This is a genomic window from Brachybacterium endophyticum, from assembly GCF_003130585.1.
In the GTDB taxonomy this organism is placed as follows: Bacteria; Actinomycetota; Actinomycetes; order Actinomycetales; family Dermabacteraceae; genus Brachybacterium; species Brachybacterium endophyticum.
Map to the genome: position 1 here is coordinate 130,610 of NZ_QFKX01000001.1, position 20,781 is coordinate 151,390.

The 20,781-nt window shown below is 70.7% G+C and carries 20 protein-coding genes; 11 read left to right on the forward strand and 9 right to left on the reverse strand.

The window, feature by feature from the left end:
* Window positions 1-60 precede the first annotated feature (60 nt).
* Window positions 61-894: a DUF4232 domain-containing protein gene (locus tag DEO23_RS16205; RefSeq protein ID WP_109274083.1), complete on the forward strand. Its 834-nt coding sequence runs from the start codon at window positions 61-63 to the stop codon at window positions 892-894.
* 19 nt (window positions 895-913) lie between these two features.
* Here the strand turns inward: DEO23_RS16205 and DEO23_RS00600 are convergent, their stop codons facing one another.
* The gene (locus tag DEO23_RS00600; RefSeq protein ID WP_109274084.1) at window positions 914-2,404 is read right to left on the reverse strand and encodes a sulfatase-like hydrolase/transferase; all 1,491 of its coding nucleotides are present in this window, start codon (window positions 2,402-2,404) and stop codon (window positions 914-916) included.
* A gap of 187 nt (window positions 2,405-2,591) precedes the next feature.
* On the opposite strand from DEO23_RS00600, the gene DEO23_RS00605 reads away from it, so the two are divergent.
* Entirely contained in the window at window positions 2,592-3,119 is a 528-nt protein-coding gene (locus DEO23_RS00605; protein ID WP_109274085.1) for a Dps family protein, read from the forward strand.
* Between the two features lie 287 nt (window positions 3,120-3,406).
* Window positions 3,407-4,621, forward strand: coding sequence for a heparan-alpha-glucosaminide N-acetyltransferase domain-containing protein (locus DEO23_RS00610; protein ID WP_165831677.1), 1,215 nt, complete (start codon window positions 3,407-3,409; stop codon window positions 4,619-4,621).
* On the opposite strand, the gene DEO23_RS00615 is transcribed toward DEO23_RS00610, so the two are convergent.
* Window positions 4,557-4,823, reverse strand: coding sequence for a hypothetical protein (locus DEO23_RS00615; protein ID WP_109274087.1), 267 nt, complete (start codon window positions 4,821-4,823; stop codon window positions 4,557-4,559). The two genes, DEO23_RS00610 and DEO23_RS00615, sit on opposite strands and share 65 nt — an antisense overlap.
* Before the next feature lie 250 nt (window positions 4,824-5,073).
* On the opposite strand from DEO23_RS00615, the gene DEO23_RS00620 reads away from it, so the two are divergent.
* Together DEO23_RS00620 and DEO23_RS16475 are read left to right on the forward strand one after the other, a co-directional pair.
* Window positions 5,074-5,445 carry a YciI family protein gene (locus DEO23_RS00620; RefSeq protein ID WP_109274088.1) on the forward strand — a complete coding sequence of 124 codons (372 nt, stop codon included), beginning with the start codon at window positions 5,074-5,076 and terminating at the stop codon, window positions 5,443-5,445.
* Between the two features lie 19 nt (window positions 5,446-5,464).
* Window positions 5,465-6,811, forward strand: a complete 1,347-nt coding sequence (locus DEO23_RS16475) for an RNA polymerase sigma factor (protein ID WP_165831678.1) — start codon at window positions 5,465-5,467, stop codon at window positions 6,809-6,811.
* Window positions 6,812-6,876: 65 nt separating this feature from the next.
* Here the strand turns inward: DEO23_RS16475 and recQ are convergent, their stop codons facing one another.
* Window positions 6,877-8,784, reverse strand: a complete 1,908-nt coding sequence (gene recQ / locus DEO23_RS00630; RefSeq protein ID WP_109274090.1) for a DNA helicase RecQ — start codon at window positions 8,782-8,784, stop codon at window positions 6,877-6,879.
* A 385-nt stretch (window positions 8,785-9,169) separates the two neighbouring features.
* Between recQ and DEO23_RS16660 the strand changes: the two genes are divergently transcribed.
* Entirely contained in the window at window positions 9,170-9,769 is a 600-nt protein-coding gene (locus tag DEO23_RS16660; protein WP_276309437.1) for an SDR family oxidoreductase, read from the forward strand.
* A gap of 20 nt (window positions 9,770-9,789) precedes the next feature.
* Here the strand turns inward: DEO23_RS16660 and DEO23_RS00640 are convergent, their stop codons facing one another.
* The 4 genes from DEO23_RS00640 to DEO23_RS00655 all read right to left on the reverse strand — a co-directional run bounded on the left by DEO23_RS00640 (window position 9,790) and on the right by DEO23_RS00655 (window position 14,409).
* The gene (locus DEO23_RS00640; RefSeq protein WP_109274762.1) at window positions 9,790-11,313 is read right to left on the reverse strand and encodes an MFS transporter; all 1,524 of its coding nucleotides are present in this window, start codon (window positions 11,311-11,313) and stop codon (window positions 9,790-9,792) included.
* A 127-nt stretch (window positions 11,314-11,440) separates the two neighbouring features.
* A complete protein-coding gene (locus DEO23_RS00645) occupies window positions 11,441-11,674 on the reverse strand; it encodes an amidohydrolase family protein (RefSeq protein ID WP_109274091.1) in 234 nt (77 codons plus the stop codon).
* A complete protein-coding gene (locus DEO23_RS00650; RefSeq protein WP_109274092.1) occupies window positions 11,671-13,113 on the reverse strand; it encodes a sodium:solute symporter family protein in 1,443 nt (480 codons plus the stop codon). Before DEO23_RS00650 ends, DEO23_RS00645 begins: the two co-directional genes overlap by 4 nt.
* A gap of 36 nt (window positions 13,114-13,149) precedes the next feature.
* Complete coding sequence (locus DEO23_RS00655; protein WP_240613141.1) at window positions 13,150-14,409, reverse strand: metal-dependent hydrolase family protein; 1,260 nt, start codon at window positions 14,407-14,409, stop codon at window positions 13,150-13,152.
* 247 nt (window positions 14,410-14,656) lie between these two features.
* On the opposite strand from DEO23_RS00655, the gene DEO23_RS00660 reads away from it, so the two are divergent.
* The 4 genes from DEO23_RS00660 (at window position 14,657) to DEO23_RS00675 (ending at window position 17,126) form a co-directional block, all read left to right on the forward strand.
* On the forward strand, window positions 14,657-14,836 hold the full coding sequence (locus DEO23_RS00660) for a hypothetical protein (protein WP_109274093.1): 180 nt from the start codon (window positions 14,657-14,659) through the stop codon (window positions 14,834-14,836).
* A gap of 54 nt (window positions 14,837-14,890) precedes the next feature.
* Window positions 14,891-15,091 (forward strand): hypervirulence associated TUDOR domain-containing protein, encoded by a 201-nt coding sequence (locus tag DEO23_RS00665; protein ID WP_109274094.1) that lies wholly within the window; start codon window positions 14,891-14,893, stop codon window positions 15,089-15,091.
* A gap of 70 nt (window positions 15,092-15,161) precedes the next feature.
* Window positions 15,162-15,644, forward strand: coding sequence for a pyridoxamine 5'-phosphate oxidase family protein (locus tag DEO23_RS00670; RefSeq protein ID WP_109274095.1), 483 nt, complete (start codon window positions 15,162-15,164; stop codon window positions 15,642-15,644).
* A gap of 45 nt (window positions 15,645-15,689) precedes the next feature.
* Window positions 15,690-17,126: a cryptochrome/photolyase family protein gene (locus tag DEO23_RS00675; protein ID WP_109274096.1), complete on the forward strand. Its 1,437-nt coding sequence runs from the start codon at window positions 15,690-15,692 to the stop codon at window positions 17,124-17,126.
* On the opposite strand, the gene DEO23_RS00680 is transcribed toward DEO23_RS00675, so the two are convergent.
* A complete protein-coding gene (locus DEO23_RS00680; protein ID WP_240613143.1) occupies window positions 17,099-17,914 on the reverse strand; it encodes a FadR/GntR family transcriptional regulator in 816 nt (271 codons plus the stop codon). The two genes, DEO23_RS00675 and DEO23_RS00680, sit on opposite strands and share 28 nt — an antisense overlap.
* Before the next feature lie 194 nt (window positions 17,915-18,108).
* Here DEO23_RS00680 and DEO23_RS00685 point away from each other — a divergent pair, with 194 nt between their 5' ends.
* Window positions 18,109-19,782, forward strand: coding sequence for an L-lactate permease (locus DEO23_RS00685; RefSeq protein WP_109274097.1), 1,674 nt, complete (start codon window positions 18,109-18,111; stop codon window positions 19,780-19,782).
* Window positions 19,783-19,860: 78 nt separating this feature from the next.
* Here the strand turns inward: DEO23_RS00685 and DEO23_RS00690 are convergent, their stop codons facing one another.
* Window positions 19,861-20,697 (reverse strand): hypothetical protein, encoded by an 837-nt coding sequence (locus DEO23_RS00690; protein WP_109274098.1) that lies wholly within the window; start codon window positions 20,695-20,697, stop codon window positions 19,861-19,863.
* Between the last annotated feature and the right edge of the window lie 84 nt (window positions 20,698-20,781).

Consider the following 20,781-nt stretch of genomic DNA (forward strand, 5'->3'; position numbering starts at 1 on the left):
GTCGCCAGCAGGCGTACCGTCGGTGGTCCCAGCAGGTCGGAACCGAATCGAGGGATCGTCATGAACGGCCGCACGCTCGCCCGCACCATCTGCGCCCTGTCCGCGACCACCGTGCTCGCCCTCGGCGTCGCGGCGTGCGACGGCGGCCAGGGGGACGATTCCGGCGGTGGATCGTCGGCCGATCAGCAGAAGACCAGCGACGGCGGCGGAGGAGACGGCGCCGAGGGCACCTCGGCCGACGAAGACTCCGACAAGGATTCGGGCACGGCCTCCGACGGCGGCAGCGACGAGGCCGGCGGCACGAAGGACTCGGAGGACCCGTCCTCGTCCGACGATGCGTCGAAGAACGATGACACGTCGAAGGGCGATGACTCCGGGACGAGCGAGGCGCCCTCGAACCACAAGGGCAAGGACTCCGGGACGACCACCGGCAAGGCCACCGGCGGCGGCCCGAACGACAAGGTCTCCGAGTGCTCGTCGGGGAACCTCGACGTGGGCGTCGAACAGGGCGATTCCGCGGCGGGCAGCACGCTCTACACGATCACCTTCACCAACACCGGCGACGATCCCTGCCGCATCGGCGGGTACCCGGGCGTCTCGGCCGTCGGCGAGGGCAACGGCAGCCAGGTGGGTCAGCCCGCCGCGCACTCGGGACAGAAGGGGTCGGGCGCCGTGCTGATCCCCAACGGCCATGCCCAGTCGACCCTGAGGGCGGTCAACATCGGCGACGACGGCGGGCCGCTCGGCAAGGAGTGCAAGGCGACCACGGCCGACGGATTCCGGATCTACCCGCCGAACTCCACGAAGGCGAAGTACGTCGAGCAGGACAGCTTCGACGCCTGCGCCGGGGACGTCGAGTGGCTGACGACCGACGGTGTCCACGGCATGAAGTGAGCCGGGCGCTGATCCCGCGTCAGCCCTCGTCCTCGCTCGCGCCCTCGGCCCAGCGCCAGTTGTGCGCGACGGTGCGCGGCCGGTACGCCCCGTCGGGCAGGTCGTCGGCCACGCGCATCATCCACAGGGCGAGCGCCCGGTACAGCCGGGCCGCGACGTCGGCCGAGTCCGGATCCTCGATCAGGTTGTCCACCTGCGCGGGATCCTCCTGCAGGTCGTAGAGGAACGCCTCGCCGAGGTCGTCCATGATCAGGGCGTGGCGGCCGTCGCCGACCATGCGCATCTCCCCGCTCTGGGTGACCGAGTTCAGTTCGTCGAAGGACCGGCCCTCGTAGGGGAAGTGCAGGGGTGGGTGATCCCCCTCGCGGTAGGAGACGCCGCCGTAGCCGTGCTCGACGTAGATCGTCGAGAACTCCCGCGGCGGCGCGACCTCGCCCTCCAGCAGGGGCAGCAGGGAGCGACCCTGCACGCCGGGCGGGATCGCCGCACGCACCCTCTCGGCGATCGTCGGCAGCAGGTCCACGATCGAGACCAGCTCGGACCGGCGCTGCGCGGCGATGCCCGGTCCTGTCATCCCGAGCGGGATCCGGGTGAGCGCCTCCGGCAGGCCGACGCCCTTGCGCTGCAGCCCGTACTCGCCCACCAGGTCCCCGTGATCGCTCAGGACCACCACGATCGTGTCCTCCAACGTGGGCCCCAGGTGGTCGAGCAGTCGCCCGATCTGGTCGTCGAGGAGCCGGAGCATGCCCAGGTAGTTCGCGCGCAGTCGTCGCCACTCGTGGTCGAAGCCGGGGCGCTTGTCCTCGATGAGGTCGTGCAACCAGCGGAACCGCCAGCCCAGCCGCCCCAGCACCTCGGGCCCGGCGTCCCGGTCGGGCACCTGGTCGGGGTCGAACAGGCTGAAGTAGGGCTCGGGCACCTGGTACGGGTTGTGCGGCTCGGGGAAGGAGACCCAGAGCAGGAACGGATCCGCCGCGGCGGCGTCCGTCCCGCCCTGGTCGAGGGCTTCGAGGGCGCCGTCGACGATGCGCGCGGGCAGCTGCGCGTCGACCGGGAACGGGGTCGGGGTGTGCGCTACCGAATGGTCGAGCTCCCGGAGCCAGGCGTCGAAGGCCTCGTGCTCCGCGGACTCGGCCGGCCCGCCCTCGTGCCAGAACGGGCCGTGGAAGCTGTCGAAGTCGTCGGGCTCGGGGTGCATGTGCGGCTTGCCGGCGAAGTGCAGGCGGTATCCGCGCTCCCGCAGCACGTCGAGCAGGTCCGAGGAGTAGAGGGCGTCCTGGGGTGTGGAGTTCTGGCGCACCCGATGGGCGGAGGGGAACCGACCGGTCAGCAGGCTCGTGCGCGCCGGCACGCAGGTGGGGGAGCTGGTGTGGGCGTGATCGAAGCGGGTCCCGCCGTCCAGCAGGGCGTCCACGCGCGGCATGGTGTCCGGTCCGCCCTCGGCTGCGGTGAGACCCACGCGCTGCTGGTCGGTCATCACGATCAGGATGTTCGGGCGGTCGGTCGGCATGGGGCTCGGATCCTTCCGGCCGCGGCCCCGGTGCCGCGGCGACGTCGTGAAACTATCGCAGGCGCCCTCGCCCAGAACTGTTCGCCCATCGAAGAATTGGCCGCGGGAAGGGGTCGCAGCTCTTGCCCGAGTGGTCGTGCGGGCATAACGTCGAAGACGTCCGACGCCTCGAGATCAGGAGAAGATCATGCCGGAGTCAGTCGACGTCCCCACCCCCGCAGGTGCCGAGCGCACCCGCACCGAGAACGCCGAGGGCGGGTTCCTCGCCTCCGACGCGCTGGCCAAGAACCTCCAGGAAGTGCTGGTCCAGCTCATCGCCCTCCACCTGGTGGGCAAGCAGGCGCACTGGAACATCGTGGGCCCGAACTTCCGGGACCTGCACCTGAACCTCGACGAGGTCGTGGACATCGCCCGTGAGGCCTCCGACGACGTGGCCGAGCGCATGCGCGCCCTGCACGCCACGCCCGACGGCCGCCCCGCCGTGGTCGCCGAGCAGAGCGCCCTGCCGGAGTTCGAGCAGGGCGAGATCCTGACGCACGACGCGATCGATCTGGTCACCAAGGCGATCGAGGCGACCGTGGGCACCATGCGTCACGTGCACGACGAGGTCGACGAGGCCGATCCGACCTCGGCCGACATCCTGCACGGGATCATCGAGAAGCTCGAGCAGCAGGCCTGGTTCGTCAGCGCCGAGACGCGCACCCCGTCGAACTGACAGCACACGCTCACAAGGGCGCCGCAGGTCATCCGGCCTGCGGCGCCCTTGTGTGTGCAGGGAGCAGGGTCGACGTCGTACGAGTGTCTCGCCCCTGTGCCGCCGGGGGATGACGCCGAGATCAGTGTCTGGTCGGAGGGCGTCGGAACCGCCGTGGGACGCGCGGCGGCAGTGACCGCCGGGACTCTGGAGGCATGCTCAGAACGACATCCCTCATTCCCGCCCTCACCAACGATCCTCCTGCCTCGTCGCCCACGGCCGTGCTGCAACGGCCACGCGCATCCGGCATGGCCCGCATCGAGTCCCTCGACCTGGCGCGCCTGCTCGCGATCCTCGGCATGATGGCCAGCCACCTGCTGGTCCCGGTCACGATGAGCCGTGGCGGGCCGGCCTGGCAGATGCTCTCGGCGCGGATCGCGAGCGTGCTGGCCGAGGGCACCTCGGCGACCCTGTTCGCGGTGATCGGCGGCTGCAGCATGGTGCTCGCCTCCCGGCAGCGTCTGGCCCAGGGCGACAGGGTGGGCGCCGTGCGCAGCGCAGTGACGCGTGGTGCGCTCGTGGTGGTCATCGGCCTGGCGCTGGGCTTCGTGCCGACTTGGGTGACCGTCGTGCTCGTGCCGTTCGGGGTGGGGATGATGCTCACGGCGCCGCTGTTGCTGTGCTCGAGTCGCATCCTTCTCGCTGTCGCCGCGCTGCTCACGGCGGTCGGTGGCTGGCTCAACGCGACCGTGCGCTCCCGGCTCGACGTGGTCCAGGAGATCGGCAACGTGACACCTCTGGACGTCGCACAGCCGTTCACGCTGCTGCGAGGTCTTGCGCTGACCGGGATGTATCCGCTGATCACGTGGCTGCCGTTCCTGCTGCTCGGCGTGGTGCTGATGCGCTCGCTGCTCGGCGCGATCACCGAGGGCAGGACACGGCGCTGGGCGACGATCGCTTCGTGCATCGGTGCCGGGGTGGCGGCCCTGGCCTACGGCGCCTCCGCCGTCACCAGGTCGTGGGCGCTCGGGCAGGGCGTCGATCGGATGCTCCTGGACCTGCACGGCTTCGGGGCGCCCGTGCGCCGGGATCCCTGGGTGCAGCTGCTGGCCAGTCCGCACACCGGTTCCATCGCCGACATGGTCGCCACTGCAGGTGTCGCCGTCGCGGTGATCGGCCTGCTCACGCTGATGGTCCCGCCGACGCGGCAGCTCACGCGGACCCTGCCGCGTGCTCTGCGCAGCGCGGGCGCGGCCCCGCTGAGCATCTACACCCTCCACGTGCTCCTGACCGGCGTCGCCATGATGCTCGCCCTCGTGCTCGCCGGTCCTGATGCGTTCGAGGCCGCCCCCTGGTACGTCGCGGGCATCGGGATCCTGGCGATCCACCTCGTGATCGTCCTGGGCGTCGGAGCGCTGCTCTCGGCTCGGGGGAGCAGGGGGCCGCTCGAGGCGCTCGTCAGCGGGATCGCGCGGCGTGCCGGGGGTCCTCGGACCCGGCCCACCACTCCTCGCCGCAGCTGAGGCAGGAGCGGTCCGGCCCGATGCCGCAGCATCCCGAGAACTCGACCCAGGGCGGAGCATCATCGTCGGCTCCGGCCAGGACCATCCCGATCACGCGGTGGATCACCTCGGCGGAGCCGCAGAACGGGCACACGCCGCGCTCGCCCCAGGTGCTGGGGCCGTCGAGGTCGCTGCCATCGGCGCGCGGCGGAACGATCATCATGGCCTCATCCTGCCGCCGGGGTGGGACGAACGAAGCAGCACCTCACGGCGTGCCCCGGCGCGGACTGCTCATCGGCGCCTGATCGAAGGAACCCGTCCGCGATACTGATGGCACGGACGCATCGCTGCGCCTCGGCCCCGGCGAGAGCCCGTTCGACATGCCCACGGATCGGGGCTGTCGATTTCCTCGACCCCGTTCGACAACAGGGTGAGGACGGCGAGAGACGCCGCCTCTGACGAAGGAGGATCTGATGGCCCGCTACACCGTTTTCCTGTACCACCCGGCGGATCAGCGCGAGACCGACCCCGAGAAGCTCGAGGCACTGATGGCCGAGCACGATGCGCATGGCAAGGAGCTCGTGGAGGAGGGGGTGATGATCTTCGGGTCACCGCTGGAGGACCACGACGCGACCACCTCGATCCGCGCCGACACCGTCGTCGACGGGCCGTTCGTCGAGGTCAACGAGGTGATCGTGGGCTTCTACGTGATCGACGTGCCTGATCTCGACGCCGCGCTCGCCGTCGCCCGGCGCAACCCGATCATCCACCAGGGCGGCGGCGTCGAGGTGCGGCCGATGGCGAGCGATGACGACCCGGGGACCCAGGGCTGTGCCGGGTCCTGACCGGAGCCGACGGGAGTACGTGCATCCGTCGGAGCACGAGCGGGCGGCCTCGACACGCAGCAGCGTCGAGGCCGCCCACCGTGCGCACTGGGGATCGGTGCTCGCCTCCACGCTCGCCCTCACCCGGGACCTCGACCTCGCCGAGGACTCTGCCCAGGAGGCCTTCTCGCACGCGCTGACCTCATGGGCCGACGAGGGCGTTCCAGCGAACCCCGGGGGGTGGCTCGCGACCGTGGCGCGTCGGCGCGCCCTGGACACGATGCGCCGCAGCGAGACCCTCCAGCGCAAGCTCCCGCTGCTGATCTGGTCCGAGGACACCGCCCCGGGCGCAGGCGGCGGCACCGGCGCCCGGACCGGGGCGGGGGTCGAGGGCGAGGCCGACGCCAGGATCCAGGACGAGGAGCACCCCGTCGTGCTCGACGAGCAGCTGCGGCTGATCTTCCTGGCGGCGCACCCCGCTCTCGCCCCCGAGTCGCGGATCGCGCTGACGCTGCGCCTGGTGCGCGGCGTGCCCACGGCCGACATCGCCGCGGCGTTCCTGGTCAGCGAGAGCACGATGGCCGCGCGTCTCACGCGCGCGAAGAAACGCATCCGGGTGAGCCGGATCCCGTGCCGGGTGCCGGGCCCCGGGGAGATCGACGCCCGGGTCGTCGACGTCCTGGACGTGCTCTCCGTGCTGCTCGCCACCGGTGGCGACCCCAACGGCGAACCCGGGGAGGGGGCTCCCGCCTCGGACGCGGCGGTACGCATCCTCGAGACCCTGCATCGCCTGCTCCCCGGGCACACGGAGATCCATGGTCTGCTCGCCCAGGCCCTCGCCCAGCGGGCACGGGAGTCGACCCGGTTCGACGCGGCACGCAGGCCGGTGGCCCTGGCCGAGCAGGACCGCTCTCGCTGGGACCGCGACCTGCTGGACCGGGCCGACGCGCTCGTGCTGGACGGGCTCGCCCGCGGCGGGCGCGGTCCCTACCTGCTGCAGGGAGCGATCGCCGCGGCGGTCGCCGTCCCCGACGAGTCGCAGGAGGTGGACTGGGCGGAGGTCCTCGAGCTGTACGACGTGCTCCTGGTGCACTGGCCCACCGCGATCGTGCGGTTGGGCAGGGCCGTGGCGCTCGCCGAGCTCGAGGGCCCGCTCGCGGCTCTCGCCGCCCTCGAGCCGCTCGCCGAGACCCTCGATGCCCACCGGCACTTCCATGTCATCCGCGGTGAGCTGCTGCAGCGCGCGGGCCGCGACGACGAGGCCGCGGCCCCATTCCGCACCGCCCTGCAGCGCAGGGGCGGACCCGGTGACACGGCCGTGCTCGAAGGGAGGATGCAGCAGCTGGGAAGCGCCCCGTGGTCGCCGACGGGAGGACCCGCCGGCTGAGAGCCCGCTCCGTCCCCAGGCCTCCGGCCTCAGGCCTCAGGGGGCAGGCCTCGGGACATCGTGCCTCACGCCTCGGCGAGCACCTCGAGGACGTCCTCCCCGTACTCCGCGAGCTTCTTCGCGCCCACCCCGCTGACACCGCCCAGCTGCTCGACGCTCGTCGGCCGCTGCTCGATGATCCCGACCAGGGTCGCGTCGGAGAACACCATGTACGGGGCGATCTGCTTCTCCTTGGCGATCGAGCTGCGCCACCCCCGCAGCTTCTCGAAGACCTCCTGCTGCGCCGGCTCGAGCGAGGCCGCGGCGCGCGAGGGCCCGCCCGAACGCCCGCGCGAGGAGCGCGGCGCCTTCGCGGGAGCGCGGTCCACGGCGAGCTCCACGGTCACCTCGCTGCGCAGCACGGGGCCCGCGTCCTCCCCGGGCACGAGCACGCCGTACTCGCCGACGGCCTCGACGATCCGGCGGGCGATCAGCTGACGCAGGACGGTGCGCCACTCGCGCTCCGAGAGGTCCTCGCCGATGCCCCAGACGCTCAGCTCGTGGTGGCGTGACTGGGAGGAGCGCTCGTTGTCCTTCCCCCGCAGCACGTCGATCACCTGCCCGGAGCCGAACTGCTGGTCGCGTTCGCGGTCCAGGCGGATCAGCGCCGAGAGCAGCTTCTGCGCGGGCACGGTCGCATCCCAGGTGGTCGGCGGGGTCAGGCAGATGTCGCAGTTCCCGCACGCCTCGGACTCCTGCCCGAAGTAGCGCAGCAGCTGCACGCGCCGGCAGCTGACCGTCTCGCACAGCGCCAGCATCGCGTCCAGGTGGGAGCGGGCGTTGCGCTTGAACTGCTCGCCGCCCTCGCTCTGGTCGATGAAGCGGCGCTGGTTGACCACGTCGCCGAGCCCGTAGGCCATCCAGGCGGTGGAGGGCTGGCCGTCGCGACCCGCACGGCCGGTCTCCTGGTAGTAGCCCTCGATCGACTTGGGGAGGTCCAGGTGGGCGACGAAGCGGACGTCGGGCTTGTCGATGCCCATGCCGAAGGCGATCGTGGCGACGATGACCAGTCCGTCCTCGCGCAGGAAGCGCTCCTGGTGCTCATGGCGCACGGCCGAGTCGAGACCCGCGTGGTAGGGCAGGGCTGCCACGCCGTGATCGACGAGCCAGCTCGCGGTCTGCTCGACGCCCCGCCGCGAGAGGCAGTAGACGATCCCCGCCTCGCCGGGGTGCTCGGTGCGGATCAGCCGCAGCAGCTGGTCGCGGGCGGCCGCCTTGGGGTCGATGCGGTACTGGATGTTCGGCCGGTCGAAGCTCGAGACGAAGTGCCGGGCGTGGTCCAGGCGCAGGTTCTCGGTGATCTCGCTGTGCGTCTCGCGGGTCGCGGTCGCCGTCAGCGCGATCCGGGGGACCGATGGGAAGGTCTCGGCGAGCACCGAGAGCCCCAGGTAGTCGGGGCGGAAGTCATGACCCCACTGGGCCACGCAGTGGGCCTCGTCGATCGCGAACAGGGCGATCCGCGCGCGCTGCAGCAGCTGGGCGGTGCGATGCAGGACCAGGCGCTCGGGGGCCATGTAGAGCAGGTCGAGCTCGCCCGCGAGGAGCTGCTGCTCGACCGCCTGCGCCTCGTGCGGTTCGAGACTGGAGTTCAGGAACGCCGCCCGGATCCCGTTGGCCTCGAGCGCGGCGACCTGGTCCGCCATCAGCGCGATCAGCGGGGAGATGACGATCCCGGTGCCCTCCCGGAGCATCGCGGGGATCTGGTAGCACAGGGACTTGCCGCCGCCCGTGGGCATGAGCACCACGGCGTCGCCGCCGTCGACCACGTGGTCGATGATCTGCGCCTGCTCCCCGCGGAAGGAGTCGTAGCCGAAGACGCGTGAGAGCACCTCGAGGGCGCGGGAGCTGCCGGCCGGTGTGGGCTCCAGGGCCGACGGAGCTGCGGCGACGGGTGGAGCGGCTCCGGGAGCGTCCTCGACGGGGAGTTCATGCATGGGTTCCAGCCTATGCGGCGCCCGCGCCCGGGTCCGCGCGCTGTGCACGACCCAATGGGCACCGACGCCGGTGGAGGATCCGGTGCGGTCAGGGCCGCTCGCGCGTCTGCTTCGCGTGGGCACCGGCACCGGTCGTGTGGTCCCGGGGTGGGGCACGGATGCCGGGGATCGGCGCTGGGCCGGGGCCGATGCTCTCATGCAGCGCGGTCCGGGTGCCGAGCTCGGGTTCCAGGGTGTCCGCTGCCTCCGACACCGGAGTCGTGGCGTGTCTAGGGTGTCCGCATTTCATCGCACCCTCGCCAGGAGGGCGCAGGAATTCGAGGGGGCCCGTCCATGAGCAGTCTCGAGGGACGCACGATCCTGATGACCGGAGCCAGCGGGGGGCATCGGGGGAGCGACCGTCGCCCGCCTTCGCACCGAGGGTGCCGACGTCATCGCCGCCGGCCGCGACCAGGAGAAGCTCGACGCCCTCGCCCGGGAGACCGGTGCGCGCACGCTCGCCTTCGACGTCGCCGAGGAGGGGCAGGTCGAGAAGGCGTTGGATGGGCTCGACCAGGTCATGCACACCAATGCGTACAGCGCTCTGCTGATGACCAAGCACGCTGCGCGACGCATGATCGCCCAGGGACGTGGGGGAGCGATCGTTTACGTCTCCAGCCAGGCGAGACCGGTGGGTCTACGTGGGCACATCGCCTACGGCTCCTCCAAGGCGGCGATGGACAACAATCACGAGGGTCTCTGCTCTGGAGCTCGGCGAGCGCGGGATCCGCGTGAACGCGATCAACCCGACCGTGGTGATGACGGAGATGTCGGCCTGGTACTGGGGCGGCCGGAGATCGAGGGACCTTACGTCGACCAGATGCCCCTGCACCGACGGGCGATCGAGGCCGACATCGCGGGACCGCTCGTGTTCCTGCTCGGGGACGACGCCGCGATGATCACCGGTGTCTGCCTGCCCCTCGACGGCGGGTACACCAACCGCTGATCGGGCCTGCCGGGACCGGCTCAGCGAGCAGGTGCGGCCTCCACGTGCGTGGTTCCCGACGTCGTCGTGCCGCCGAGGTCCTCGCCGTCCACGTCCTTGCCAGTGGGGTCCCACGGGTTCAGCAGCAGCGAGATCGCGCCCAGCAGCGGAGCGCAGGCGACGATCCAGAACACGCCCGTGCCGAGCGAGGACGCCAGGATCGGGAAGCCCAGCAGGGAGAGCACCGAGAAGGCGCGCAGCGTGCCCTGGTTGAAGCCCACGCCGATGCCGCGCAGGCGCGTCGGGTAGGAGAGCGTCGCGAAGTTCATGAGGTTCGCGCCGGGCCCGCCGGCCTGGGCGAAGATGAAGGCGGCGAGCATGGCGACGGCCACGAGCACGAGCGCGCTGCTGGGGACGCCGATCGCGGCGAGGGTGAACAGGGCTGCGGCCTGGATCGTGAAGCCCACCAGGGTGACCTTGCGGGAGCCGAAGCGGCTGACCACGCCCATGCCCAGCAGGCCTCCGGCGAGGCCGAAGCCCAGGTTGATGACGAGCGAGGACACGATCGTCACCAGCGGGCCCTGGTGGAACAGGGTGGTGATGATCAGCGGGGTCCCGTAGGCGACGGCGTTGTACCCGAAGGTGGAGAACACGGAGACGCACAGGGCCGAGATCGTGCGCAGCCGGTAGCGCGGGGCGAACAGCTCGAGCACCGTGGACAGGCGCGTGCGGGCCGAGGACCGTGACTCCTGGTCCTCCGGGGACGGCACGAGCTCGGCGTCGATCGAGTAGTGGCTGCGCAGCACGTCGACGGCGCCGCGCAGGTCGCCCTGGTCGGCGAGCCACTGCGGGGACTCTGCCATGTAGCGGCGGCGCACCAGCAGCACGATCACCGCGGGGACCGCCCCGAAGCCGACGACGATCCGCCACAGATGGTCCTGCTGGTCCATCGGCAGCAGCAGGAAGCAGATCAGGACGATCACGTACCCGGTGCCGGTCGCGAAGTACCAGGCCGGCGACCACGAGTTCACGCGCTCGGAGCGGTTGCCCTTGCCGCGCAGGCGGGAGAACTCCGCGAGGAAGGCCATTGCGACCGGGATGTCCAGGCCGACGCCGATGCCCATCACGAAGCGGAAGCCGATCAGCGACCACGCCTCCGGGGCGAGCGCGCTGCCCAGCGCCGCGACGACGAAGAAGACCATGTCGGCCATGAACAGCCGGTAGCGGCCGAAGCGGTCCACGAGGTACCCGCCGGAGAGTGCGCCGACCACCGCGCCGATCATGATCGAGGCGTTGACCAGCCCGGTCATGAAGCCGGTCAGACCGAACTGCTCCGTGATCGCGGGCATGCCGAAGGCGATCGAGGAGAAGTCGTAGGCGTCCATGAAGATCCCGCCGAGCGCCAGCAGGATCACCGCGGTCGCCTTCGGGCTGCGCGAGCCGAGGTCGGAGAGGATCCGATGGACGTCGGCCGCGGTGGACACGCGCAGGCTCGTGGCCGGCGCGCCGGTGGTGTCGCGGCCGTTTCCGGGCAGGGGAGAGTCAGGGTCCGTCGTCGGGGGCATGGTTCCGATTGTCCGCGGATCGCGGCGCAGCGCGTCGGAGTGTGTCGGCATGTGTCCTGACGCGGCACGGACCGTGCGCGGGATGACCCTGCGTGGCCCTCAGGTCAGAGGAGGCGGGTGGCCCCCGTCACCGCTCGTTCCGGAACAGGCGCCGGGCGTTGCCGGAGTTGATGGCGCTCAGCTGCTGGTCGGTGAGACCGCTGGCTTCATCGAGGGCCTTGGTGAACATCCCCGCGGCGGGGGCCGGCGCATAGGGGAAGTCGCTGCCGAAGAGCACGCGCTCGGGGTCGTGGAGACGACGCGCCCTCGCAAGGACGCACGCGGTGGCAGGAACAGTGGACGGTGCTCGGGTGCAGTTCAGTGAGACGAACTGGCGCCGGCAGCCCTCGCTGCCCTACCAGAAGCGGAGGACCGCTCGTTCCTGCCCCCGGACGTCACCATCGACACCACGACCAGCGCAAGGACCGACAACGGCAGCGCGATGATCACCGAGTTCAGATCGGCCGAGCGTCCGGTGACCTCCCAGAAGATCGTCGCGACGGCGCCGACCGCCATGGCGCTGAGGGCGCCCGCGGCCGTTGCCCTCCTCCAGAACAGGCCGGCGAGCAGCACCGGGGTGATCGTCGCCCCGTACATCGTGTACGCGTACATCTGCAACGCGAGCACGCTCGGGAAGAAGCTCACCATCACGAACCCGAGCGCCGCGATGACCAGCACAGCGACGCGCCCGATCCACAGGTCCTGGCGTTCCGACCGTGCCTGCGGTCGACGCAGCTGTCCGACGAGGTCGTGGAGGACGTTGGCCGAGCAGGTGAGCAGGTAGGACGACCCTGTCGTCACGATCAGGGCGAACGCGCCCGCGAGCAGCGCGCCACCGACGACTCCCGGTGTGAGACCGGCGTCGGCCAGGGAGAGCACGGCCATGTCTGGCTCGATGTCGGGCTGCAGGATTGCGCTCGCCACTGCGAGCACGGCGATCGGCACGATCATGACGATCGCGCCGAGGATGAAGATCACCGCGCCTTGGAGAGCGGCCCGGGGGCTCTTCGCCGCCGCCAGGCGCTGGTACATGTTCTGGTCGCCCAGCAGCAGGACGAAGGCGGGGAGCGCGAAGCCGAGCATCTGCAGCGCACTGAGCCCGCCCAGCACTCCGGCATCCGTGCCGACGCTGGTCACCTGTGAGGCGGACGCTCCGAGGTCGACGCCGACCACGAAGAACACGGCGACCCAGAGTGCCAGCACGATCATCAGGGCCGAGAGGAAGTCGGTCCAGGCCACGGACTTCAGTCCGCCCGTGAGCGCGAGGAAGGTGATCAGCGCAGCGGCCACGACGGCCCCGGACTGTTCGCTCAGCGGGGTGATGAGGCTGATGATGTACCCGGCGCCGGTGAACTGGTAGGCGGTGATCCCGATGAAGGCGATCAGGATCATCACGGTTCCGGCGATGCGCACGGCCTTGCCGTACCGCTGGTCGAACAGCTCGGGGATCGTGTGGCCGGCGAGTTCCCGCACCCTGCGTGCGAGGAACACCAGGATCAGTGATCCGGTGATGGTCCCGGAGAAGAAGAGGAGCCCCGGCAGCAGCCCGTAGGTGTAGGCGAAGTTCGCGGCGCCGATGATGGACCCCGAGCCGACGAAGGTCGCGAGCATGGTACCGCCGAGCACGGGTGCGGGGAGGGAGCGGCCCGCGAGGACGAAGTCCTCCCCGGAGGCGGTCTCTCGGGGTCGCCCGAACCAGGCTCCGACGGCGATCATCACGATGATGTAGCAGATCAGGACCGCGATGTGGGTGATGTTCATGGGGGCTGCTCCGGTGGGGTTTCCGGTGAGGTGCGGTCAGTTCGCGTTGCGGCGCGAGACGATCCGTCCGCCCTGGACGACCATGACGGGATCGGGCTCCGACAGAGCCGTGATGTCCTGCAGCGGGTCACGATCCAGCACCACGAAGTCCGCCTGGGCGCCCTCTCCGATCACACCCAGCTCGCCCTCCCGGCGCAGCAGCTTCGCCGCGGTGAGGGTCGCCGCCTTCAGGATCGCCAACGGCTCCTGGTGGCGGGCCCGGATCTCGAACTCCTTGGACTGATGGGCCTGCATGGACCCTAGGAGGTCAGTGCCGAAGCACAGCTGGAGATCCTCCTCGTCGGCGATGCGCAGTGCGTTCTCACCAGCCTCGAGGACGTCGTCGACCTTTCGCTGACTGGCCTCGGGCAGCCCTGCCTGCGCGCCGAGCTCCTTGAGCGCCCAGTAGGTCACGAGGTTCATGGTGACGAACGCGTCCGCGTCGCGGATCTTCCGTGCCGTCTCCCGGTCGATGAGGTTCGCGTGCTCGATCGAGCGGACGCCGGCCTCGAGGGCGCGGGAGATCGCGCCGGGCGTGTAGGCGTGGGCGGCGACGTAACGATTCGCGTCCCGCGCCTCCTCGACGGCCGCGCGCATCTCGGCGATCGAGTACTGGATCGAGTCCACGCGGTCGGTGGGGGAGGCGACGCCTCCACCCGCCATGATCTTCACGTGGTCGGCGCCGGTGCGGAGCTGGTCGCGCGCCGCCTGACGCACGGCGTCGGCGCCGTCGGCGACCATGCCGAGGCCTGAGCAGCAGGACGGTGACGGGGCCACGTGCTGGCCGGGCCGCCGACTGTCGCCGTGGCCGCCGGTCTGCGAGAGCGCCTTGCCGCCGAAGAACAGGCGCGGTCCGCGCAACAGCCCTTCGGCCTGGGCTCGTGCGAGCCCGTGGTCGGCGCCGCCGGTGTCACGGACCGTGGTGAAGCCGCGATCCAGCATGTCGCCCATCAGGCGTGCGGCCTGCATTGCGGCGTAGGACGACGCCTCGGTCTCCACCTCGGCGAGGTTCGCGCTCATGGCATAGACGTGGACGTGGCAGTCGATGAGCCCGGGGATGACGTAGTAGTCGGCGAGGTCGACGGTCTCGGTGGAATCGTCAGCGCCGGTGCGCACTCGGGTCGTGCCGGCATCTGCACCGGCGCTGTCATGGAGCGCGGAGAATCGGCCCTCGCTGGTGTGGAGGTCGGCGGTTCGCCAGTCACCGGTGGCGACGTCCAAATGGTGTGCGTTGGTGAAGACGGCTGGTGCGTGCACGAGGTTCCTCATCGTCGGGGAGTGCGCGAGATGCCGGCGGCGGTCGATGGCGCCGGGAGTCATCGAACCTACCGTGACCTGGACTCGGAGGGCGACGGGGGTCCATCGGCCGGGATCGCGGCCCCTTCGCCGCATTTGCACGCACGCCCCATCAACGCATAGCCTGTCTAACAGTTACCCAACCGAACAGTGCGTGCCACCACGGCACCACGATCGGCCGACAGGGCATCGGACAGGGGAGGAACCCATGGATCGTGAGGCGCTCGAGCTCGTCATCGTCAGCACGCTTGAACGGCACGACGAGCAGGTGGAGGCGTTCGACGTCGCCGCCGTCGCTGACGAGGTGTCCTCCCGCAGCGCGACGGACAACCTCCAGGACATCGATCCGGACGAGTACTGGCGCATCATCGAACGCCACCGGCGCTGACCGCGCAGACCACAGGCCCTGCAGCACCTAGCACCGCTCGAGAAGGAGGCGACCATGCGGAAGGGATACCGCGTGGCGTGGAGGACGAGCCAGGGCATGACCGCCGGCACGATCGTCTCGCGCCACACCGCCGACCTCACCTTCCAGGGTCACGTCTACCGGGCCAGCCACGACGACCCGGTCTGCATCGTCGAGTCGACCTCGACGGGCAAGCAGGCCGCGCACCACGAGAGCACACTGGAACGACAGGACTGATCGGAACACCCGCGGCGAAGCCTCCAGGCCGTGCCGCCCCTCCGATCCGAACCGACACGAAGGAGACACCATGACCACCGAGGACCTCAGCCAGGACACCGTCGTCGACACGCTGCGCGAAAGCCGCTTCGTCATGCTGACCACCGCCCGGGCCGACGGCACCCTGCTGTCCCACCCGATGACCGCCCAGGAGGTCACCGACGACGCCGACGTCTGGTTCTTCGTCGGCCTGCAGGGCGACCAGGCCGACGCGCTCCACGGCAACCCCCACGTCAACATCGCCGTCGCCAAGGCGGGCACCTGGCTCTCGGTCGCCGGTCGCGTCGAGTTCGTCGACGACCGCGCGAAGATCGACGAGCTCTGGGACGACGAGGCCGGCGCCTACTTCGAGCACGGCAAGGAGGACCCGAATGTCGGTCTGATCCGCGTCACCAGCGACTCCGCACAGTTCTGGGGACTTCCGGGTGGCAGGGCGAGCGCGCTGGCGAAGATCACCAAGGCGCGACTGACCGGCCAGAAGCCCGGTGGCTCCAGCGCGACCACGGAACTCTGAGCACGGAGCGGGCGCGGCGGGGCGTCGGGAGACACCGGTGAGCGCATGACCAGCATCTGGTGGATCCGCGACGACCTGCGTCTTCACGACAACGCCGCCCTGACGGCAGCGGCCGACGCCGGCCCGGTGATCGCACTCCACATCGACGAGTCGGTGCCCGGCGCCCGGCGTCCGGGCGGGGCCACGCGCTGGTGGCTCCACCAGTCGCTGAGCGCCCTCGCGTCCCGCCTGCGGGAGCACGGGATCCCGCTGGTCCTGGCTGACGGTGACCCCCGCCAGGTGCTCCCGGCGCTGGTGGCGGAGAGCGCGGCCGGCGCCGTGCACTGGCAGCGGCGGTACCACGCCCCGCATCGCGCGGTCGATGCCGAGGTGAAGACCGCGCTGCGGGAGAACGGCATCGACGCCGAGAGCCATCCCGGCCACCTGCTGCACGAGCCGTGGACCATCCGCACCGGGCAGGGCTCGGACTACCGCGTCTTCACCCCCTTCGCCCGCGCCTGCGAGGAGGCGCCCACCCCGCAGCGACCGCGCGGGGTGCCCGACGGGCTCGAAGGTCCCGCTGCCGGTGTCCGCGCCGCAGGCCACGAGGTCCGCACCTGGCTGCGCGCCGAGGACTTCGCGCACCGCCTCGCCGAGCGCGGGTGGGAGCCGAGCCACCCGGATTGGGCGGGAGGGCTGCGCGATACCTGGACGCCGGGGGAGGACGGCGCCCGCAGCAGGCTCGACGAGCTCTCGGACGTCCTCTCCCGCTACGACAGCGAACAGGACCGGCCCGACCGCGAGGGCACCTCGCGTCTCTCACCCCACCTGCGATTCGGCGAGATCTCGGTGCGCGAGGTCTGGCACCGCAGTCTCGGGCGCGGTCCTCATGCGGACGTGCGACGCACGGGCGGACAGGGCAGGGGTGTGCAAGGTAAGGGGGCGCAGGCGTTCCGACGCCAGCTGCTGTGGCGGGACTTCGCCTGGCACCGCCTGTTCCACGTCCCGACCCTGGCCACGAACAACATCCGCTCGCGCTTCGACACCCTCGACTGGCGTGAGGACTCCCAGGAACTGCGGGCGTGGCAGCACGGACGCACCGGTATCCCTCTCGTCGATGCGGGCATGCGTGAGCTGTGGGAGACCGGGTTCATGCACAACCGGGTCCGGCTCGTCGTCGGATCGTTCCTGACCAAGAACCTGCGTCAGCACTGGCGACGCGGTGAGGAATGGTTCTGGGACACCCTGGTGGACGCCGACGAGGCCTCGAATCCGTTCAACTGGCAGTGGGTCGCCGGCAGCGGGGACGACGCCGCGCCCTACTTCCGCATCTTCAACCCCGAGCGCCAGCGCGAACGCTTCGATCCCGACTGCTCGTACGTGCGGCGCTGGGTTCCCGAGCTCTCCGGATTCGAGGAGGAGCGCCTCGAGCCGATCGTGGACCTCGCCGCCTCCCGGCGCGACGCGCTCGCCGCCTACGAGGCGACCGCGGACCCCGACTGAGGGGCGTCGTCCGAGGGGGAGTCGCCACCCCACAGGCTCGCGTGCGCGCCGCGGATGTGCGCCTCGATGCGCTCGGAGGCGCGCTGCGCGGAGCCCTCGGCGATCGCCTCGAAGATCTCGCGATGCTCCCCGCGCAGTCGCTCGATCAGCGCGGCGGAGTCCTCCAGGGTGCCGAAGGCCTGCAGGATCGGCGCCTTCATGGACTCACGGATCGCGATGGTCATGTCGGTGACGAGCCGGTTGTGGCCCGACTCGGCGAGGGCGACGTGGAAGGCCGTGTCCAGGTCGTTGAAGGTGGCCTGGTCGATCGTCGGGTCATCCATCCGGTCCAGGAGCTCGCGCAGCGAGGTCAGGTCCCGCTCGGCGGCGTTCTGCGCGGCCAGGGTCGCGCTCGATCGCTCGAGCATGATGCGCGCCTCGACGACGTCGGCCAACGGGAAGTTCGACAGCGCCACGTGCAGGCGCAGCAGTCGGGTCAGCGCATCGCTGGTCATCGCGACGACCTGCGTCCCTGCAGTCGGCCGAGAGCCCACGGAGGACCGCACCGCCCCCTGGGCCTCGAGCGACCGGATCGCCTCGCGCACCGCGGCGCGACTGACCTGGAGGCGTTCGGAGAGCTCACGCTCGGCGGGCAGCGTGTCGCCCACTGTGAGCGCCCCGGTGGCGATCTGCTCCTCGATCCGCTCCACCACGAGCTCGTAGGCGCGGCTGCGGTGCACCGGGCGCCAGGCATCGGCCGACGGGCGCTCGGGGAGCTCGGTGCCATCCGGTACGGACATCGAGGTCATGGCGGAGCTCCCTTCGCGTCTTTGACAAGTGCTCTGCGCCACCCTAGCGTGCCGTTCTGTGGTCAGACCACTGGACCGGTCCGGCCCACCGTCACCGTCGACGATGAGCTCGTCTCGCGCAGACCTCGCGCGGAACCGCCACGGTTCGGCCTCGCGGTCGACGGAGTCCCCCGACATCTCGCGAGTGAGGTCCCATGTACCAGCCGGTGCTCGACTCCCTGGGCGGCTCCCTGCTGCTCACGTCCCTGGTGGCGATGCTGCCCCTGGTCGTCCTGTTCGTCCTGATCGGCGCGGTGCGCCTGACCGCCTGGAAGGCGGGCCTGATCGCGCTCGCCCTCGCACTGATCGTGGCCGTCGCGGTCTACCGGATGCCCGTCGGTCAGGCGCTCCTGGCCGGCACCGAGGGTGCCGCGTTCGGGTTCTTCCCGATCCTGTGGGTCGTCATCAACGCGATCTGGGTCTACAACATGACCGTCGTGACCGGGCACTTCGACGTGCTCCGACGCTCCTTCGCGAAGGTCAGCAGCGACCGGCGCATCCAGGCCGTCATCATCGCCTTCTGCTTCGGCGCCCTGCTCGAGGCCCTCGCGGGCTTCGGCACCCCCGTCGCGATCACGAGTGTCATGCTGCTGGCGATCGGCATCAAGCCCCTCAAGGCGGCCGTGGTCGCGCTGGTCGCGAACACCGCCCCGGTCGCCTTCGGCGCCCTCGCCGTTCCGATCACCACGCTCGCCAAGGTCAGCGGCCAGGACGAGCACCTGCTCTCCTCCATGGTCGGCCGCCAGACCCCGCTGCTCGCCGTCATCGTGCCGGTGATCCTGGTGCTGATCCTGGACGGGAAGAAGGGGGTCCTGCAGACCCTCCCCGCCACCCTCACCTGCGGCATCGTGTTCTCGCTCGCCCAGTTCGTCACCTCGAACTTCATCTCGGCCCAGCTCACGGACATCGTCGCGGCGCTCGTCGCCGCCCTCGCCGTGGTCCTCCTGCTGCGCGTGTGGCAGCCGCGCCACGCGTACGTGCCGAGGCCCGACGCCGACGACGAGGCCGGGACGTCGCAGGTCTCCGAGAGCGGCGTGCGGACCCCCGAGGAGATGGCCGAGGCCGACCGCACCGCCCACGACACCACCGGCGACGTGGTCCGCGCCTACGCGCCCTACGGGATCATCGTGGCGCTGTTCGTGATCACCCAGCTGCCCGGCATCAAGGACCTGATCGCGCATGAGGCGCTGAACCCCTCGTTCCAGTGGCCCGGCCTCCACCTCCTGGACGCCGCCGGCGAGCCCTCCACCATCCCGACGTTCAAGCTGGACGTACCCGCTTCGGCCGGGACCTGGCTGGTGATCGCGGGTCTGATCTCGATCCCGGTCATCGGCATCTCGCCCCGCCGCGCGTGGAAGGCCTACACCGGCACCTACGTGCAGCTCGCCGCGGCGATCGTCACCGTGATGGCGGTGCTCTCCCTCGCGTACGTCATGAATGCCTCCGGGCAGACCTCGACCCTGGGCACCTGGCTGGCGGCCTCCGGCGGCCTGTTCGCCCTGCTCTCGCCGATCCTGGGCTGGATCGGCGTGGCCGTCACCGGCTCCGACACGTCGGCGAACTCGCTGTTCGGGGCCCTGCAGACCTCCGCCGGTCAGCAGGCCGGCATCGAACCGCTGCTGACGGCGTCGGCGAACTCCTCCGGCGGCGTGCTCGGCAAGATGATCTCCCCGCAGAACCTCGCGATCGCTGCGGCGGCCGTCGGGCTGGCGGGCAAGGAGGGCGAGATCCTGCGGCGCGTGCTGCCCTGGTCGATCATCTTCCTGGTGCTCATGTGCCTGATCGTGTTCCTGCAGTCCACGCCGGTGCTGGGGTGGATGATCCCCTGAGGCCGTGCCGGAGCGCCTCGGGGACCAAGATCCCCGAGGCGCCGCACACCGGCCCGAAGGCGGTCAGGCGGGATCGGGTCAGTCCTTGCCCGCGAACACCGCATCCATGACGGGGACGGTCTCGGGCTTTCCCTTGTGGACGGAGCGCTGCACGGTCCAGCCCTCGTCGCTGCGGTCGAAGGTCTCCTCGATGAGGTCGTCGGTCAGCAGCTCGGAGCCGTCGGTGCACCGGTACCAGCTGTACTTGCCGTGCCAGTGCTCCTCCTGGTCGTGGGAGACCGTTGCGCAGGTGACCCCGTCGACGCTGCCGTCGTCCAGAGCGACGAACAGCGGCAGCAGGTCGCCGTCCCCCGGATCCACGTCGCCCTGCTCCGCCGCGGTCGGGGAGTCGAAGCGCACGGCCTTGTGGTCGAGAGGATCCGTGATGCACAGGACCTCGGTGCCTTCGGTGAGATCGCAGGCCTCGACGCCGGCGGCCGTCGGCCCGCACATGAACATGTCCGGGTCCGAGGCGTACGGGGAACGGGTCTTCCCGCCCATCTCGCACAGGTCCTCGTCCAGGTTCTCGATGCTCCAGGTCTCATCGGGCCACAGGTTGGAGAGCGCCGTGTCCCCCTGGTCCGGCGGACCGGGATCGGGATCCACGCCCTTCTCGCCGGCACTGCTCTTCGACTCGTCCGAGGGGCCGGAGCCGTCCGAGGGGCCGGACCCGTCCGAGCCCTTGGTGTCCTTGCCGTCCTCGGCGTCGTCACTGCTCTCGTCCGGCTGGCTGTCGACGACCTGCTCGGCGGCCTTCTCGCCCTCGGCCGCCGACTCGGCCGCCGACGGTGGATCCCCCTCGGAGCCCGCTCCGCACGCGGCCAGGCCGAGCACGAACACGGATGAAGCGGCGAAAAATCGCAGGTTGCGGTGCATGGAGTTCCCCCTCCGTCATGCAGTGCCGGCGCCGATGCCGACGCTGTCCGCGGCCGCGCAGTGCACCGCTGGTGCGGCGCGCTC